This is a genomic window from Bizionia argentinensis JUB59 (assembly GCF_000224335.1).
GTDB lineage: Bacteria > Bacteroidota > Bacteroidia > Flavobacteriales > Flavobacteriaceae > Algorimicrobium > Algorimicrobium argentinense.
Genome location: NZ_AFXZ01000005.1, coordinates 21,966 through 39,603, shown reverse-complemented (window position 1 = coordinate 39,603; position 17,638 = coordinate 21,966). Strand labels below are relative to the sequence as shown.

The following is a 17,638-nucleotide window of genomic DNA, read 5'->3' as shown; positions in this document are numbered from 1 at the left end:
TGTATTCTAAATTTTTAAAAATTATCGCTAAAGTGCAGTAAAACTATAAATGACATTAATGGAGTAAGTACTCTTTTCTTTAGCTACCAGAGTTTTTGCAGCAGCTGAAGAAATAGTGTATTTTATATTTAAATCCTTATCGAGAACAGGGGTTCCATTGGTTATAATTGGTTTTGAGGTAGTGGTCAAGGGGATGTTTTGCGAGCCGCCATCTACACCAATCTGCAAAATGCTTGATGGCACATCCGACTGAATTCCAGATTTATTAAAGAAAGACGCGTCCGATTTTACATAAAGCTCATAAGTTTCATTATTTGAAATCTTTATTTGATTCGGAGCTATCTTTGTTTGTCCATCATTATAATGCGAGAAAGTATTGAATACAAAATTAACAGCATTGCCAGAGTTTGGAATTTTTATTTCTGAAAGAGGGAGTACTTTTAATATTATATCGGTGTTTTGAGGTGAGGAAACTGTATTGTCTGTACTGTTGGCATTCATATTTAATTGGAACGTATAGGCTCCTGCTTCAAAAAAGTGATTTTTAAAATCAGTGTTCGAAATGGAAAGTTGGAGGGCAAAGTTGTTTCTGTTTCCTACTTCCACTTTAAAGTTATTTGTAGGAGAATAGTTTTGTGAAGTGGCAGATAAAGGTAAAGTAGTAATTTTTGAATTTGTACTTCCTAATTTTACTAAAGAAACAGGACGAGTTCCTGTAGCACCTTTAGATGAGGTGAACTGGATCGTTGAGGCTGCTGCCTTGGCCATAAGGTTGAAGTCTAATGTGTTTGCTATTTCTGATGTACCAAGATCACTAATAATTCGTGTTCCTCCTGAACGATATTGGTTTAATTCGCTAATCTCAATGTATTTAGAAGGGGTATTAGATATCCATGTTATTGCAGCTGGGATAGATAAAATAGTATTCAAGGAGTTTGGAGTGAATTCAATAGTATATCCACTAGAACCATAATTATGCGTAATTCCTATTGAATATTCACCCGCATGATAAGCGTAACCTAAATATTTATCTGAAGGTATTTTAAAGTTGAATGCCACGTTTCCGGCGTTATATCCACCATTGGTAGATCTAGGTTGGTACCAATATTGAGAGCTAGAGCTGAACCATTTGTAAGGCATTGGCCAATTGTCTCCATTACGAAAAGGAGCTAACTGTCCTCCTATACTTTTGAGTTGCCATAGCAGTACAGTGGTCGGTATTGTTGCGCCAACAATTGTTCTGTGTCCAAAATTATCTCCTGAAGTCGATTGGATTTCGGGCCATATCGGAGCAAACCATCCTATTCGCCAATTCTCATGGTTTCTTGTGTTCAAGATATTTTGAACAGTATTGAGTTCCGTCCTATTAAAAATATTGTTCGCTGGAACTGGAATATAAACATCTTGCGCTTTCATGGAGATAGAATAGCATATCATAATGAAAGTGCTTATAAAAAATTTAACAAATGTTTTCATATCCTTAAATTTAAAACTTTTTAACCTTAATAGTTGTATCCTTTTTAGAATACTCAAATATTAGAATCTTAATTTCTGGTGAATTTTTCACATCTATTCTTTTTAAAGATTCAGAATAATTGTATTTGTCATTTTGAATGTAAATGTCATACACCTCATCTTTTAAGAAAAACTCGAACTCATTGTTCTGGTTGACAACTGTGGTCTGTATTTCGCCAGCTTGGTTTCTGGCATAAATAATTACACCCCTTACGTCTGTATCTAGAACGTCATAGGCTTGTTTTATTTCCACTAACTTTCCAGTTATTCTCTTATTTTTGATTAGGCCAACTTCAAGTTTCACATTTCTGTCTACTACTATCATAGGGTCCATCATTAATTGTAAACCGGCACTTCTGTTTACTTCTAACTTATAATTTCCAGACGGTACATTTTGAAAAATTACTTTTCCATTCTTATCCGTAATTGCCACAAAATCATCTAGCTTAACCCGTTCATTGGTTAAAACGCTTTCCGAAGCATCTAGTATTCCGTTAGAGTTGGTATCGTCATATAACTGCAATCTAACCTTATGATTGCCCGCCATAGTGGCTTTTATAAAATACTTTTTAATACCAACGCTAAATTGATAATTGTCTGCAGCATATCCATAGGCATCGTTAGATTGATAACTTGAATAATTACCATAGCCTGTGGCTGCCCATGATGGCGAAATTTTATATTCTAAATTCCCACTCACGTTGTGGTTTTGATTATTATAGAGTCCAGAAAAGTTAGTTCCTGCAGAAATAGAACCCGTCAGGGAGCGATTATCATTTTGAAAGTTATAAGATGCGTAGATATTATAGTTTGTAAATTCTTCACTACCATTATTATAACTATTTAAATCTATAACATTTTGAGGGTTTACCTGAAGTGAACCAGTCAAAGAGATATTCTTATAACGATATGAAATATTAGATTTAAAACTCTCGAACCATTCCGAATTAAATGCAGCTTTAGAGTTGGAGTATTCCAAGGATAAATTTATGCCATGCTCGCCGAAAGTGGTGCTGATATTAGATCGTAGGCGATAAGAAAGCAATTCGTTAGAACTAAAATTAGATATGTTTTTTTGCTTTTCCACTTCAGGTGCTAATAATATGTTCCAATTGGCCAAAACAAATTGATATCCCAATTGTGCGGATTGTGTGCTGTAAAAATATTGAGGTCGAAAATATATCGAACCTTGAGGTGAATTTTGAAGCGTTATATATTCTGGATTAATTTGGGAGTTTTGATATTGTAAGAAAATACGCTGTCTTTTTGCAAATTCATAACCCAAGTTTTGGTTAAAGTTATAGGAGCCTCTATTTAAACCCGCATAGCTTTTAGAGGCCAATGAATTTGTAGATTGAAAATCCCAATTGCCAATTTGCGATCTATAATTTAGTCTTGCAGAGGCGCCGCTGTTTTCGTCTTGGTAAACCACACCTTTTTCGTGGCTTATACCTGCATCTACTTGGAAACTGTGAATAGAGTTTAATTTGAATGTTGTGCTTCCGTGAGCCAAATGAGAATCAATTCCCAATCTCGGATTGTGATCAAATAAATAAGAAACCTTTCCGCTAAATGCGTTTTCAGTTCCAAATTGATATTTAGCACCTGAAATATTCGCTCCTTTGCTCTCCGAAAAATAGGTTCCATAAAGATTGTAATTGTTTTCTAGTGCAAACACCTCTATTTTTTTTTCTCCAATTTGGGTGCCAAATAAAACACCTCTTCCAGATACAGAGTAATCATATTCATTGGCGTAAATATTCCCAATACGCAGAAGAGATTTCTTGCTTTCTACCTCAAGCCAAGTATCATAAAGGTTGTACTTGTTTTCATTAAGGTAGTAATCTGTCGCTACATTTAACGTTGCTTTTATATCCTTGCTCACAGAAAACGATGTGTTTCCTTTAAACTGCATATAATTAAAACCGCTGCTCTGTTCGTTGTAGGCTAATTCCACAAAGTTTTCGCCCATTTGACCGCCATAACTAGGTTTTACTTGTCTATTATTAGATAGTACAACCAACTTTAAGTATGTATTACCCACGTTTTCATTGGTTATTAAATCCGTGGCTTTTACTGTAACATTATAATCAGGGTAAATATTGTTTCGCTCTCTGACAGAAACTTGAAATTCCACTAATCGTTTTTCTTGGCCTTCAAGCGAAACAATTATTTCTTTTGGTTGAATATCTAAATTTTCTGGCGTAGATTGAAATGAAAGTTTCACGGAACGCTTTGAATAACCACGATTCTCAACGAAGACTGAAAATGTGGATTCCGTTTGTGTTGGATTAATATAATTGTCGCGAGAGAAGGAATACAGAGCTATTTGCTTTTCTTCATTTCTTTCAATAAAGAAAGAAGCTTCTAAACTTTGTAGTTTTGCACCCTTTAAATAAGATAATTGGTAGATAATATCTGGCGACTTCATTTTCATGAAGTCAACATTAGCGATAAACTTGATGGGTAATCTTTTTTTTTCTCCTTTTAAAATCGTGTAATAAGGTTGTGTTGAAAGTAGAAGACCAGAATATTTTTCTTGAGATTGAATATTTTGAAGCGTAATATCCTGATCACTTGCGTTTTTTAAAACAAGAAAATTTATAAAACTCTGACCCTGTTCAACAGAAATAGTGTCCGTTTCAAAATAAAAACCTAATTTGCTTTTGTCTTGAGCGTATCCGCTAAAAAGACAAAAGAGTACGATCACCAAGGTTGGTGCGGTCTTTTTTAGGTTAAGAAACATGATAGGTCTTTGGTTTTTTAATTTTTAAAAATCGAAGTCTTTTTCACCAACTCTTAAGTCGTTGGTTCCAGCCATTTTTATTATTGAAACGCCTAAATAGGATCCTGAAATCCCTTCTGGCAATGTGAATAGAACAACTTGCTTGGTGCCAGGAAGCATAGAAATGTTGATTGGCTTTAGTTTAATTTCTTCTCCAGAAGCTGTGTTTGTAAACTCCAATTCAACGGTAGCATCATTTACCATATTCCCGTCGTTTTCTATTCCTACCGCAACTTTTTTTGTTGTCGAAGCTGTATCCGTAAGCTCTTCCATACTTACAATATCTAAACTTTTAACGTTGTTGCCAACTGGCGTATAGTAAACGTGTAATCCAAACTCAAATAGTGCTATAATACCAATTCCTTTTTGTTGCTGGGCAATATCCTTTTGCTTTCCAATTTGTGTAAAAAACAGCATAGAGTTTGTTATTTCAGAAGTAGAGGCGTCTGCAGGGATTTTCATTGTCACTATTATTTCCATAGTGGTATTAGCTGGCAAGTTAATGGAAGAAGCTATAGTAGAAATCCAAGTAGCATTTGATTGCTTCAGACTGTTGGCGTCAAAATATACCTTATTGCCATCTTCCTCTCTTTCCCAATCCTTCGTATTAACGTTAAAAACATAGTCAGTATCTGAAGTGTTACTCAAAGTAACAGGTTCGGTTACAATCTCTCCAGGATTACCTGTAAAAAATAGTCTTGTAGGAGACATAGAGATTCCTTGGGCAAACACGGAAAGTCCACCACAGATAAAAAGGAAAAAAGCCAAGAAATTACTAGTAGGAGTGTGCATTTTATGATTTGGTGTTAAATTAAAAAGATTCCCAAAATTACGGTAAAAATGTAATTTGGGGAATCTTTAAACGTTAAAACCGAATTTATAAAGCAGTAGCGGTATAAGTTACAGTTTGAGTATACGTTCCAGCTGGTTTACCTAAAATATCTGAAGATGATGATTTAGTTGCAGGAATCGTGTAATCCAAGTTAAGTGTTAACGCACTTCCTAAAGGAGCATTTGCAATTAAAACTTGATCAGAATCAGATAAAACAATAGAGTTTTGCGTTCCTGCCATTGATCCGCCAGTTGCAGCTTTAATTATTAAAACATTTACTGGAATATTGTTTGATCCGTTGGTAAAGTTGGCGCCATCAGCTTTTACTTTTACATCAAAGTTTTTAGTTGAAGTCACGATTAAAGAAGTTGGTACAATTGCTGTTTTTGAAGTGTTATAGTCTTCAGCTGTAATATAGTTAAAATCAACTGCACCTCCAATAGCAATACTTCCAGCATCAATAGAAATTACATCATTTAAAGTAATGTTTACTGTAGTTGTAGCAGTTTGTGCTTGTATATTGTTAGTTCCTATTACGAATGCTCCAAGAGCTAAAGTTGCGATGATGATTTGTTTTTTCATAATATTATTTATTTGGGATGTTTTTAGTTTTCTTGTTTAAACACTGCAAAGATATGTAGTGCATTAAGTATTCTTTGTAGTAGAAGCTGTAAGTGCATGTAGTAAGATAACTACATGTAAATAGAAAAACCCTCTACACAATTTTAGTGTTGAGGGTTTCTTTATAATTTATGGTGTGCTGCAGACTATAGAGCCGTTGCAGTATAGGTTACAGTTTGAGTATACGTTCCAGCTGGCTTACCTAATATTTTAGAAGAGGAAGATTCAGTTGCAGGAATTGTGTAATCAAGGTCTAAAGTTAAAGCGCTTCCTAAAGGAGCGTTTGCAATAAGTACTTGGTCAGTAGTTGAAAGAACTACCGTGTTTTGAGTTCCAGCTATTGATCCACCAGTTGCAGCTTTGATTGTCAAAACATCTACTGGAATATTGTTTGAGCCGAATGAAAAGTTTGCACCATCAGCTTTTACTTTCACATCAAAGTTTTTTGTTGAAGTAACAATTAAAGAATTAACAACATTTGCAGTCTTTGTCGTGTTATAGTCTTCAGCCGTTGCATAATTGAAATCAACTAGACCTCCGTTAGCAACACTTCCAGCATCGATAGAAATAACATCATTTAATATAATGTTTACTGTAGTTGTAGCAGTTTGCGCTTGTGCATTGCTAGTTCCTAATACGAGTGCTCCAAGAGCTAAAGTTGCGATGATGATTTGTTTTTTCATAATATTATTTATTTGGGACTTTATTATTTTAGTTGTCTTGACACTTTATTTTGACACTGCAAAGATAGAACTGATCTTAAGTTAAGTTTGTAGTAGAAGATGTAAGTGCGTGTAGTAAAATATCTACACAGAATTTTGTTATTAATTGATGTATTGGGTTAAACGACTGACTTCATTATGTTTACAGTTGTATTTCAAATTGCTACCTGCATATCCCTAGGAGAAGTAAACTGTTAAATATAAAAACTCCCCTTTACTAGATGTAAATCTAATGAAGGGGAGTAATTGAACAAACATACTATATGTTAAAGGGCAGTAGCGGTATAAGTTACTTTCTGGGTATAAGTACCAGCTGGTTTACCTAGAATATCACTAGAGGAAGATTTGGCTTGGGGAATTGTATAATCTAAATCCAGGGTCAATCTACTGCCTCTATCTGCTCCGCGAATCAAAACTTGATCTTGTGTAGATAGAACAATAGGAACGGACGTTCCTGTTATTTGTGAACTCTCATTGCGTTTAATGATTAAAACATTCACTGGAATAAGATTTGAGCCAAATTCAAAGTTTTCACCATTTGCTTTTACCTTTAAGTCGAAAGGCTTTGTAAAAGTTATAACAAGACTATTAGGTATAGTAGTTGTTTTTTCAGAATTGTAATCGTTCACGTTATCATAATGGAAATCTACACTTCCATCGTTAGAGGCGCTTCCTGGATCGATTGAGATAACATCTGCCAATACAAGATTAATAGTAGTCTTTGCTTGTTGGGCCCAAGAATTACTGATTCCGAATATGAGTAGTGTAAAAGCGAATGTAGCAAGGCTAATTCCTTTTCTCTGTAAGTATGATAAATTGTAGGTGTTCATGTCGATTTGGTCTTACAATGATCTCGAAGATAAAGTAAAAAATTCTTTATACAAGTGATTTTTACAGATAAACCGATTTAATCTCCTTTTGTCGAATTTTATGTATTATTTGTTATGTTTTTCATAGGGTAAAATGACAACCTAAAAAGTCAGCTATCCTTTTTAGGCTTACAGTTTGTAAACGAAATGACATTTTCCGATATATAGCGAGCTTAACTTGCCAGTTAACCAGTGATCCGTTTTACCTTTTAACATTTAAAAGTAGTAGTTAAGGTTTTATTGGTCTCAAGTTAAATTGAAACTATGTACTTTAATGCATCTCACTTTAGCTTTTAAAAAACTTTTACACAAATTTTCAAGAATTCACATGTTCCCTGAAATTCTTGGCGCAAATCATTTCCTGTAAATTTCACGAATATAACAGACTTTTAGTCTGTTTTAAATATCTATAGTGTTTTAGTCTAAACTGATTTATTCTATAATAATTATATGAATTGTACATTAATGAAAGCAAACCTAAAAAGTATATCTTCAAGTTCTCTCCATTAAAGTTAAACAAAACTTAATTTTATAATTTGATACGCGCTCTTCTATTTGTATCCATTCTAAATTGCTATATTTGTCTTTCAACATAAAAGATAAGATGAAAAAACTAATATTAGCCGTAGCTGCTTTTTCCATATTAGCTGCTTGTAAGAACGATAGTGAAAAAAAAGATGATTCTGCAGCGCAAGAAACTACAAAAGACCAAGTCGTAACCGTTTACACGCACCGTCATTATGAATCAGACCAAAATATCTTTAAAATGTTTGAAGATAAAACGGGTATTGAGGTGAAAGTAATTAATGCGAGTGCAGACGAGTTAATTCAGAAAATGAAAATGGAAGGAGAACAGTCTCCTGCAGATGTTTTAATAACTGTAGACGCCGGAAGATTAAGTCGTGCGAAAGATTTAGGATTGCTTCAAAGTATTGAATCTGAATTGTTAGAAAAATCAATTCCTACACATTTACAAGATGTAGACAATCAATGGTTTGGTTTAACTAAACGAGCGCGTATTATAGCATACGCAAAAGACCGTGTGAAGCCTGAAGAGCTTTCAACTTATGAAGACTTAACAGCTGCAAAGTGGAAAGGTAAAATATTGGTAAGATCATCTTCTAATATCTATAATCAGTCATTAATGGCGTCAATTGTTGCAAATGATGGTGAGGACGCTGCTAAAAATTGGGCTAAAGGCATTGTTGCAAATATGGCGCGTTCCCCAAAAGGCTCGGATAGAGACCAAGTGAAAGCTGTGATAGCAGGAGAAGGAGATTTGGCCATTGTAAACTCCTATTACATTGGTAAAATGTTGAATTCACCAGATCCTGAAGAAGTGAAAGTAGCAAAACAAATAGGTCTATTTTTTCCAAATCAAAATAACCGAGGGACGCATATAAATGTGAGTGGTGCAGGTGTTGCTAAATATGCGCCAAACAAAGCAAATGCCATTAAATTTATTGAATACTTAATTAGTGAAGAAGCACAACAGGTATTTACCAATGCCAATTACGAATATCCTGTTCTAAAAAGTGTTGAACCAGTTCAAGATATTAAGGATTGGGGTGTTTTTAAAGAAGATAATTTAAGTTTAAATAAGTTGGGAGAAAACAACAAAAAAGCAGTTTTGATTTTTGATGAAGCAAGATGGAAATAAACACGAGGCTTTCTCCTTAAAAACAAGGCTTAAAAGACTTAAAAGAGATAGTAACAGATGGTCAGTATTTACGCTGGCCATTGTTTTTTTCTTGGCATTACCCATTATATTTATTGGCGTAGAGCTCTTTTCTGGCCCTGGTGAAACCTGGAGTCACATTGTTACTTATTTATTGCCAGACTACATTTGGAATTCCTTGTATCTGGTTTTCTTTTGTAGTATTCTCGTTTTAGTCTTTGGTGTTTCCTCGGCGTGGTTTGTATCCCGCTTCGACTTCCTGTTTCGGAAGCAAATGGAATGGTTGTTAATTCTTCCGTTGGCTATTCCTTCCTATATTGTTGGGTATGCTTACGCCGGAATCTTCGATTACGGAGGTAGTATGGATTTAATATTCCGACAACTCAATATAGATTTTATTCGAATTGATATTATGAATAGAGCCGGACTGGCATTCGTATTAAGCATTTCTCTATTTCCTTATGTATATGTAAGTGCCAGAGCATTTTTCTTGAATCAAGCTAATAATCTTTTAGAAGCTTCTAAAATGTTGGGCGTTAGTGAACGAAAAACCTTTTTTAAGCTGATGTTGCCACTTGCCCGTCCAGCTATTGTTGCCGGATTAGTATTGGTTTTAATGGAGGTTCTTAACGATTACGGCGCGGCCAAATATTATGGCGTAAATACATTTACTACAGGGATTTTTAGATCCTGGTTTTCACTGGAAGAACCTGAAACAGCAGTGTATTTATCGGCTTTATTAATCATTATTATTTTCGCCTTGATTCTTTTTGAAAAATGGCAAGTACGGAAAGTGAAGTTTACCTCTTCAAAAACGAACAGTTCACAAATTCAGAGAAAAGAGACTAAAGGTTATATAAAATGGCTCATTTTTTCAGTCGTTTTCCTGCCTATTCTTTTAGGGTTTATTTTACCAGTTGCGCAATTAATTTATTGGGCAGTTTTAACGGCATCCACTGTTTTTGACTTTCAGTTTATCATTTTATCCCTGCAAAGTTTTGCTATTGCTATTACATCGGCTGTTATCACGGTTTTCTTTGCGCTTCTATTAATTTACTTTTCCAAATGGAGCACGCTTCGTTCCATTAAAAACATTGCAAGAGTAGGCGTTTTAGGTTATGCCATTCCAGGAGCCGTAATTGCTATTGGAATTATGATTCCCACTTTAGCATTAGATAAATGGCTGATTAAAATGCTTGGTAATATGGGAATTGATTCTGGTTTAATTATTAATGGAACCCTAATTGCTTTATTTTATGCTTATGCTGTTCGTTTCTTGGCAGTGGCGTATAACCCGATAGATTCTACAGCATTAAAAGTCGATAATTCCATTCCGGATTCTTCAAAAGTTTTAGGTGTTGGAAATTTAAAACGTTTTTTAAAATTGAATTTCCTCTCATTAAAACAGGTGTATTTAGTGCCGTGATTCTCGTTTTTATTGATGTGATGAAAGAATTGCCATTAACACTCATTTTGAAACCTTATCATATAGATACTTTAGCAGTAAAAGCTTTTGAATATGCCAGTGATGAGATGGTTATGGAGGCTTCGATTCCGTCTCTTTTTATTATCTTTACAGCTATGATTCCTGTGATATTTTTAAATAAATTATTGATTAAAAAATAACCATGTTAACAATAGATTCTCTTTCCAAAAGTTTTGACAAAGGCAGAAATTACGCCATAAAAAATGTGACTTTCAATTTGAAAGCAGGACACGTTTGTGCTATTGTAGGCGAAAGTGGAAGCGGAAAAACTACGTTAGTTCGTTTAATTGCTGGACTGGAAAGACCCGATCATGGAAGTATTTCAATGAACGGAAAAGTTATTGCATCTTTAGATAAATTCGTGCAGCCTGAAAAAAGGAAAATTGGTTTAGTTTTCCAAGAATATGCGCTTTTTCCACATCTAACGATTTTAGATAACATTTTATACGGTATTGCAAAAGTAAAAAACAAGAAGCAACGAGCGCAGGAAATGCTCGATTTGGTTGGATTAGAGGATATGGGTAAACGCTATCCACACCAACTTTCGGGGGGGCAACAGCAACGTGTAGCTTTGGCGCGTGCATTGGCACCAGAACCTTCTTTGTTGATTTTAGACGAGCCTTTTAGTAATCTAGATACGATGTTGCGTACGCAGTTGCGGAATGAAGTTTTCGAGATTATTAAGAAAACGGAAGTAACGGTTCTGTTCGTTACCCATGATACGCAAGATGCACTTTCTGTGGCTGATGAAATATTGATTTTACAAAATGGAAAAGTCATTCAAAAAGATGTGGCAGCAAATCTATACGTAAAACCTAATACCTTATATGTAGCCTCATTATTTGGAAGCACCGTTCACATAAACAAGAATCTGCAAAATGCTTTTCAGTGTCCATTAAATGAAACGTGCTGTCATGCTATTAGAAACGATAAGATAAAAGTAAACCCGACCTCTGGAGATTTTGACTGTGAATACATAACTACTGCCCAGGTCATTAAAAAAATTGAACTAGGCGATTCCATTCAATTATTATTAAAGCTTGAGTCTGGTGAGCAATTAACTGTAATGACACAGGATAAAAACATTGCAGATACTATTAATATTGGCTTTAACTCTAAGGATATTTTAGAGTTTGATGAGGAGCTATAAATTATTTTTCCTTTTAAACTATTTTAAGCCATTTTAAAAATTAGCAATAATGATTTTATTGAAAAAAGTTCACGCACTTTTATAAAGGCCAAAGTGAACAATATTTCAATTGAATTTTTGATGTTATTTTCTATTAGTTAGTCTTACTTTTACGCGATAAAATCCAGCGTTTTCATCGTTAAATTTTTAGAGTCTTAAAAATTATCTTCCAAATACATATAAAATCTACAGTTTTTAAGCCAATTAGGCGTGTGGGTTTTTAGAAAAAATTTCTAATAAATCCTTTTTAAATAAATCACACCTCTCGGATGTCTAAATTGTATTATTTTTTATAAAAGATAAATAATCTGACGAGTGCTGGGTTTCGTCTTAAAACTGAAATCCTTGCGGTTTTTAATAATACATATTAAATAGTACTTTTTATTGCTTAATTCTCATGCTGGAGATGGAAATATTTAACTTAATTCATCTTAATTAATATCGGATAAACTTGTCTTACATAGATTCAAAACATATATTTGTAATAGCTCAATGAAATCTATATGTTCTTTCGCTAGTAAAAGTGACCATAAATAAACTAATTTTAGGTTGTTGAATGCATGGCAGAAGATTAAGCAAAAAAGTAATAAATTGAAATTTATGAAGAAATGTAAGATGGCAATCTTATTATTTTCAGGAGTACTCCCGAATATTTTAAGTGCCCAAGATAAAATCACTACAGATAATTGGCTTTCCAGTCCAGGTATAATTGGAACCTTTGTTTTAATTGCCATTGTTATGATTATTGCTATTGTTATATTGTTCATAAAATTGAATACATATATCGATAAAATGAAACGCCGGCAAATCGATAAAAATCGAATGGCTTTCGATGATGAAATCGTTGCTATGGATGAAGGCGAAATCGATGTTATTCTAGAAAAACGAAAAGCCGCTTTAAAATATAAATTAAAAGGAGACGAATTATCAGGGGATAGCGAAGTAAGCGATGAAAAAGGTTTAGTACATCAGTTTATAAAAGATCCTAACAATGCTTTTTTTGATGAAAAGAAAAAAACATCATTAAGTCTTGAAACGCCTTTAGAACTAAAGAAAATAGTCATTTATTATATCGGTGCTGCAGCTTTATGGCTAGTGCTAGGTACCTTAATAGGGCAGTATTTAGGAATGAAGTTTCTTTGGCCTGAAATGGATAGTCAATCTTGGCTTAGCTTTGGACGCTTACGACCAGTGCACACCAATATGGTGTTTTGGGGTTGGTCGTCGTTAGCAATGATAGGTCTAGGCTATTTTGTAATTGCCCGAACATCTAATACTAAAATATACAACTATAGTTGGGCTTGGTCTGCCTGGCGACTTATTAATCTTACCATTATTCTAGGAACCATGTGTTTAATGGCTGGTGTTAATAATGGTGGGGGTGAGTACAGAGAGTATATCTGGCCGGTAATGTTACTATTCGCTGTTGGCTTAATTATTACGTTTATTAATTTCTATAAAACCGTTGCAACCCGTAAAATATCAGAAATATATATATCCAACTGGTTTATTCTTGCTGCTTTGATTTGGACTATTGTATTGTCGGTTATTGGTTATTTGCCATTTTATCAAGACGGACTGGGGGAGACTGTTATTCAAGGATATTATATGCACCAAGGCGTAGGAATGTGGTTTATGACGTTTACATTGGGGCTAGTATATTATTATCTGCCTTCAACATTAAACAAACCCATCTATTCCTATTCATTGGGAGTTTTAGCTTTTTGGACACAGATGCTTTTTTACACGATGATAGGAACGCATCACTTTGTGTTTAGTCCACTGCCATGGTGGTTGCAAACTATAGCTATTGTTTTTAGTGCTGGGATGGTGATACCGGTTGTGGCTGGTACTACGAACTTTTTAATGACCATGAAAGGTAGTTGGAATCATATTTCTAAAAGTTATGTGCTTCCCTTCTTTTTAGTTGGAACCGTATTCTACTTTGTAGGTTCTATGCAAGGAAGTTTACAGGCTTTTCGCTTCACGAATTTTGTGTGGCACTTTACAGATTTTAACGTTGCCCACTCGCATATGACTATGTATGGAATCATCGCTTTCTTTTTGTGGGCAGGGATTTATGCTATTTTACCTAAACTGACAGGAAAAGAGCCGTCTCAAGTATTGGTTGGCGCTCATTTCTGGCTAGCATTTATTGGTCTTTTTGCATACATGATTTCTCTAATGGCAGGTGGTACTTATAAAGGGTTAAGCTGGATAGATGGCGAGCCATTTATTGAGTCGGTAATATTGATGAAACCTTATTGGATTTGGCGTGCGGTTGGAGGTTCGTTGATGCTTGCATCTCACTTGGTCTTTGCCTATAATTTTTATTATATGGTAAAAGGTTACAGTAAGATTAAGTCGTCGAGAAAAGTAGAAGAAATAACTGTTTAATAATACGTGTAACATGCTTAATTTTCATAAAAATCATAAAAACTTGGTGCTTACGGCTGGCGGTGTATTTATTGCCTTGAGTATACTTATTGCTATAATTCCAGCGCTTCAAATGCAGGAAACTGAACCTATTCCCAATGAAAAACCATTAACAGATAATGAAAGAGAGGGCCTTAACGTCTATGTTTCAGAAAATTGTATGGCTTGCCACACACAACAAGTCCGTAATATTGAAATGGATAACATGTGGGGTAAGAGGCCGTCAATTCCTTCAGATTATTATTACAGTAAAAAACGTTTGGATGTTTGGAGGCAATCGCCTTCTATTTTAGGAAGTGAACGTACCGGACCCGACCTTACAGATATAGGAAAGCGTCAACCAAGTGAAGATTGGCATCTCCTACATTTGTACAATCCGAGAGTCGTAGTGTCAGCTTCTGTTATGCCTTCTTATCCGTGGTTGTTTGAGGAGGTTGATAGTGCATCCGTGCGTAAAGATGATAAGGTGGTAGCTGTACCTAAAGAATTTTTAAGTAATCCTAGTAAAAAAATTATTGCAAAAAACGACGCGTTGAGGTTAGTAGATTATTTAAAATATTTGAAACAAACGGAGCTGCCTGGTAGTAATGTAGAAGATTTTATCCCTGCTTTGAAAAAAATTCAAGCAGATCGTGTGGCTGGTGGAAATCAAGGTGCATTAGATGGCGGTAAATTGTTCTCGCAAGTTTGTGCTGTTTGTCATCAGGAATCAGGTAAGGGTGTTGTTGGCGCCTTTCCTTCCTTAATTGGAAGTGAGATTGTAAACGATGAAAATTCAGAGAAACTAATTAGAGTGGTTATCCAAGGATACGATGCTCGTTCCGATTATGGCGTTATGCCAGGATTTGGCGATCAACTTTCCGATGCTGAAATTGCAGCTATTCTTACTCATGAACGTAGTAGTTGGGGTAACGATGCTGCTCCTGTAACGAAAGAGGATGTGGCGCAGGTGCGTCAATATGTGGAAATGGAACTAAATAAGTAAAAGATGAAAAATAGAACTTTATTATTTACGCTATTATTTTTCCTGGGTTCTTATGTAACATTTGCGTGCGATGTTTGTAAGAAAGATCAGCCCAAAGGATTTGAGAACATTACGCATGGCGCAGGACCATCAGGAGATTTCGATTATATCATTATTTGGAGTGCTATTATTATCGTTGGTTTCACACTTTTTTATAGTGCTAAATATCTTATAAAACCGAAAGAGACTAATCCTGATCATATAAAAAACATTGTTAGAAACGAAGGATTTTAAATTATGGAAGACAATAGAATCATAAAAGTTTTTTTGGACGATGAGCCGAAACCGTTTGCATCTTTTGCACCACCGGTTAAAATTGTATTGGACACGACCAAAATACCCGACGGAAAGCATATTTTAAAAATTGTAGCTAAATCATCTAACAATATAGAAGGTGTTCGAGAGATTCCTTTTATAGTGAGAAATGGACCCGAAATTGCCGTGGTAGGTTTAAAAGAGAATGAAACGGTAGATTCTCAAATTCCAATTACTATAAACGCTTATGGAAGTGAAACTTCTGACTTTTTTGTAATTCGAGGTTCTGAAACGCCAAAAGCCATTCCAGCTTGGGTATGGGCTTTATTCATTGCGTTTGTTGCCTTCGGATTATTTTATTTAATAATGTATTGGAACCCCGATTTGTACAAGTCCTTCTTTTAAAATGAAGTCGCGGAGCCAATTGTGTTTTAACTATGATAAACAACTATTATTTTAGCTTATTGAGTCATATGAATTGAGATGGAAGGCTCAATTTTTCAGATAAAATAGTGTCAGATTATTGACAAGTTTTTTTTAATTTTTAATAAACTTTCTTGTGAATCGCTCTTGCCTAGTATTTCTAGCCTTTACAATATAAAGTCCACTAGGTAATTCAGAAACATTGAAATTATGTTCTTCTTTAAATTCCCCTAAAAATTCTTTGATGTGTTTTCCAGATATATCAAAAATCTGTAATTGTGAAATTGCTTGGTTTAAAGAGAATGAGTTTTTTGTTGGCGACGGATAAAGTATTAGAGTAAGGTCGGAATTTTCAAACGCATCTATGGAAAATGTTGGATCTAAAGTGCCTGCCAAAGAGATAGTCAACGTGCTGTTGTTATTGTAAGTTACGGTTACAGAACCGTTACTCTCGTCCCGTGTCGTGTTATTCAAAACTGCCTCGATGGTTAAGCTCGTATTTGCACCAATTAATAGATTTGAATAAGTATTGGCGAGTGAATAATCTGCACCAGAAATAGAAATTGTATCAATATAAGTTCCCGTTGTTCCGTTGGCATTGGATAAAATAATGTCGATGGTTATGTTGCCAAGATCTTCGCCATATTCGAATGATTTTGTGGTTTCATCTGCAGAAAAAATGCTGTTTATATTGGATTCGCCAACTGGATTTTTAGTTCCATAATATTCCATATTTCCAATGGATGTGCTTCCAGATGCACCGCCAGCAACATAAATGGCATTTCCTGAAACAATGGGTTGAAAGCCATGTCTTGCATAATTTAGACTATTTCTATTTGTCCAAGAATTCGTTGAAGGATTGTACGATTCTACTATAGAAACAGGTCCGTTATCTGGACGGTTAAAAGTTGTTTCGCCACCAATCGTGAAAATTTCACCGTTAAAAACAATAACACCTAAACCAGAACGTGGATTTGGCAAATTCTGACTCGAATTTAAGGTAGACCATTGCGAATTGCTGAAATTGTAAACATCTACTTCTGGGACTTGTGGCTCAAATAAACCGCCTGGTCCGCCAGTTAATCGGCCACCAATAGCATATAATTTATTATTTAAAACTACAGCTTGAAAATGATCGCGTTCATGAGGTGCATTATTTAATGCTGTCCAAACGCCTGTTGCAGGGTTGAATTCGTCAAAATAGGAAACATAACCGCCATCATGACCAATATTATTGCCTCCAACTACATAAAATGTATTGTTGTAAACCACCAATCCTGATGCTCCACGTCTACGAGACTCTGGTATTTCCATACCTTGAATCCATTGCTCGGTTGCGGGATTATACATAAAAACATAATCGGCATTTTCTTCTGGATTTGGAATGTTAGTTTTAAAGGCTCCAATAACCCAAATTAATCCTTGATAAGCTACCGCTTGAAAATGATTGAATTTATACGGAGCCGTGCCGCCACGTGTCCATGTATCGCTAGAGTAGTCATAAATGTCCAGTATTTCTGAAGATTCGCGACCACCAAACATGATGAACTTATCTCCAACTTGTACAAAGCCACACTCATGACGTGCTGTATAATTTTCACTTTCATCAGCTTCCATCCATGTTTGGGCAAGAGAAAATGGCATAATTGACATCATAAAAAGAACAGATAGTATATTTTGCAATTTATCAAGTGGAAAACGTTTCATAATTAGAGATTTGTTTTGTTTTGATTTAACAAGTAATTCAAGATATTACTTTTAAAATAAATAGTTAAGTTGTTGATTGTTATTTCGTTAAAAGTG

At 34.8% G+C, this 17,638-nt stretch carries 15 protein-coding genes; 8 read left to right on the top strand and 7 right to left on the bottom strand.

The window, feature by feature from the left end; all coding sequences use genetic code 11:
* Positions 1 to 27: 27 nt before the first annotated feature.
* The 6 genes from BZARG_RS02650 to BZARG_RS02625 form a co-directional block, all read right to left on the bottom strand.
* Complete coding sequence (locus BZARG_RS02650) at positions 28 to 1,476, bottom strand: hypothetical protein (RefSeq protein WP_008635183.1); 1,449 nt, start codon at positions 1,474 to 1,476, stop codon at positions 28 to 30.
* A 10-nt stretch (positions 1,477 to 1,486) separates the two neighbouring features.
* Positions 1,487 to 4,261, bottom strand: a complete 2,775-nt coding sequence (locus BZARG_RS02645; RefSeq protein WP_008635185.1) for a hypothetical protein — start codon at positions 4,259 to 4,261, stop codon at positions 1,487 to 1,489.
* 24 nt (positions 4,262 to 4,285) lie between these two features.
* Positions 4,286 to 5,092, bottom strand: a complete 807-nt coding sequence (locus tag BZARG_RS02640; protein ID WP_237702566.1) for a hypothetical protein — start codon at positions 5,090 to 5,092, stop codon at positions 4,286 to 4,288.
* An 85-nt stretch (positions 5,093 to 5,177) separates the two neighbouring features.
* Positions 5,178 to 5,714, bottom strand: a complete 537-nt coding sequence (locus tag BZARG_RS02635) for a hypothetical protein (RefSeq protein ID WP_008635078.1) — start codon at positions 5,712 to 5,714, stop codon at positions 5,178 to 5,180.
* A 185-nt stretch (positions 5,715 to 5,899) separates the two neighbouring features.
* Positions 5,900 to 6,436, bottom strand: coding sequence for a hypothetical protein (locus BZARG_RS02630; protein ID WP_008635141.1), 537 nt, complete (start codon positions 6,434 to 6,436; stop codon positions 5,900 to 5,902).
* Between the two features lie 305 nt (positions 6,437 to 6,741).
* A complete protein-coding gene (locus BZARG_RS02625; RefSeq protein WP_008635161.1) occupies positions 6,742 to 7,305 on the bottom strand; it encodes a hypothetical protein in 564 nt (187 codons plus the stop codon).
* Between the two features lie 643 nt (positions 7,306 to 7,948).
* On the opposite strand from BZARG_RS02625, the gene BZARG_RS02620 reads away from it, so the two are divergent.
* The 8 genes from BZARG_RS02620 (at position 7,949) to BZARG_RS02590 (ending at position 15,817) form a co-directional block, all read left to right on the top strand.
* A complete protein-coding gene (locus tag BZARG_RS02620; protein ID WP_008635195.1) occupies positions 7,949 to 9,004 on the top strand; it encodes a Fe(3+) ABC transporter substrate-binding protein in 1,056 nt (351 codons plus the stop codon).
* Positions 8,985 to 10,448, top strand: a complete 1,464-nt coding sequence (locus BZARG_RS02615; protein WP_008635146.1) for an ABC transporter permease — start codon at positions 8,985 to 8,987, stop codon at positions 10,446 to 10,448. The genes BZARG_RS02620 and BZARG_RS02615 overlap by 20 nt, the downstream gene beginning before the upstream one ends.
* Positions 10,445 to 10,648: a hypothetical protein gene (locus tag BZARG_RS15950; protein WP_237702565.1), complete on the top strand. Its 204-nt coding sequence runs from the start codon at positions 10,445 to 10,447 to the stop codon at positions 10,646 to 10,648. The genes BZARG_RS02615 and BZARG_RS15950 overlap by 4 nt, the downstream gene beginning before the upstream one ends.
* Positions 10,649 to 10,650: 2 nt before the next feature.
* A complete protein-coding gene (locus BZARG_RS02610; protein ID WP_008635165.1) occupies positions 10,651 to 11,658 on the top strand; it encodes an ABC transporter ATP-binding protein in 1,008 nt (335 codons plus the stop codon).
* Between the two features lie 654 nt (positions 11,659 to 12,312).
* A complete protein-coding gene (locus BZARG_RS02605) occupies positions 12,313 to 14,094 on the top strand; it encodes a cbb3-type cytochrome c oxidase subunit I (RefSeq protein WP_237702563.1) in 1,782 nt (593 codons plus the stop codon).
* 13 nt (positions 14,095 to 14,107) lie between these two features.
* Positions 14,108 to 15,118 (top strand): cbb3-type cytochrome c oxidase subunit II, encoded by a 1,011-nt coding sequence (locus tag BZARG_RS02600; protein WP_008635159.1) that lies wholly within the window; start codon positions 14,108 to 14,110, stop codon positions 15,116 to 15,118.
* Positions 15,119 to 15,121: 3 nt separating this feature from the next.
* On the top strand, positions 15,122 to 15,391 hold the full coding sequence (locus BZARG_RS02595; protein ID WP_008635123.1) for a hypothetical protein: 270 nt from the start codon (positions 15,122 to 15,124) through the stop codon (positions 15,389 to 15,391).
* 3 nt (positions 15,392 to 15,394) lie between these two features.
* Entirely contained in the window at positions 15,395 to 15,817 is a 423-nt protein-coding gene (locus BZARG_RS02590) for a hypothetical protein (RefSeq protein WP_040287935.1), read from the top strand.
* Between the two features lie 132 nt (positions 15,818 to 15,949).
* Here the strand turns inward: BZARG_RS02590 and BZARG_RS15155 are convergent, their stop codons facing one another.
* Positions 15,950 to 17,542 carry a T9SS C-terminal target domain-containing protein gene (locus BZARG_RS15155; protein WP_050807278.1) on the bottom strand — a complete coding sequence of 531 codons (1,593 nt, stop codon included), beginning with the start codon at positions 17,540 to 17,542 and terminating at the stop codon, positions 15,950 to 15,952.
* Positions 17,543 to 17,638 lie beyond the last annotated feature (96 nt).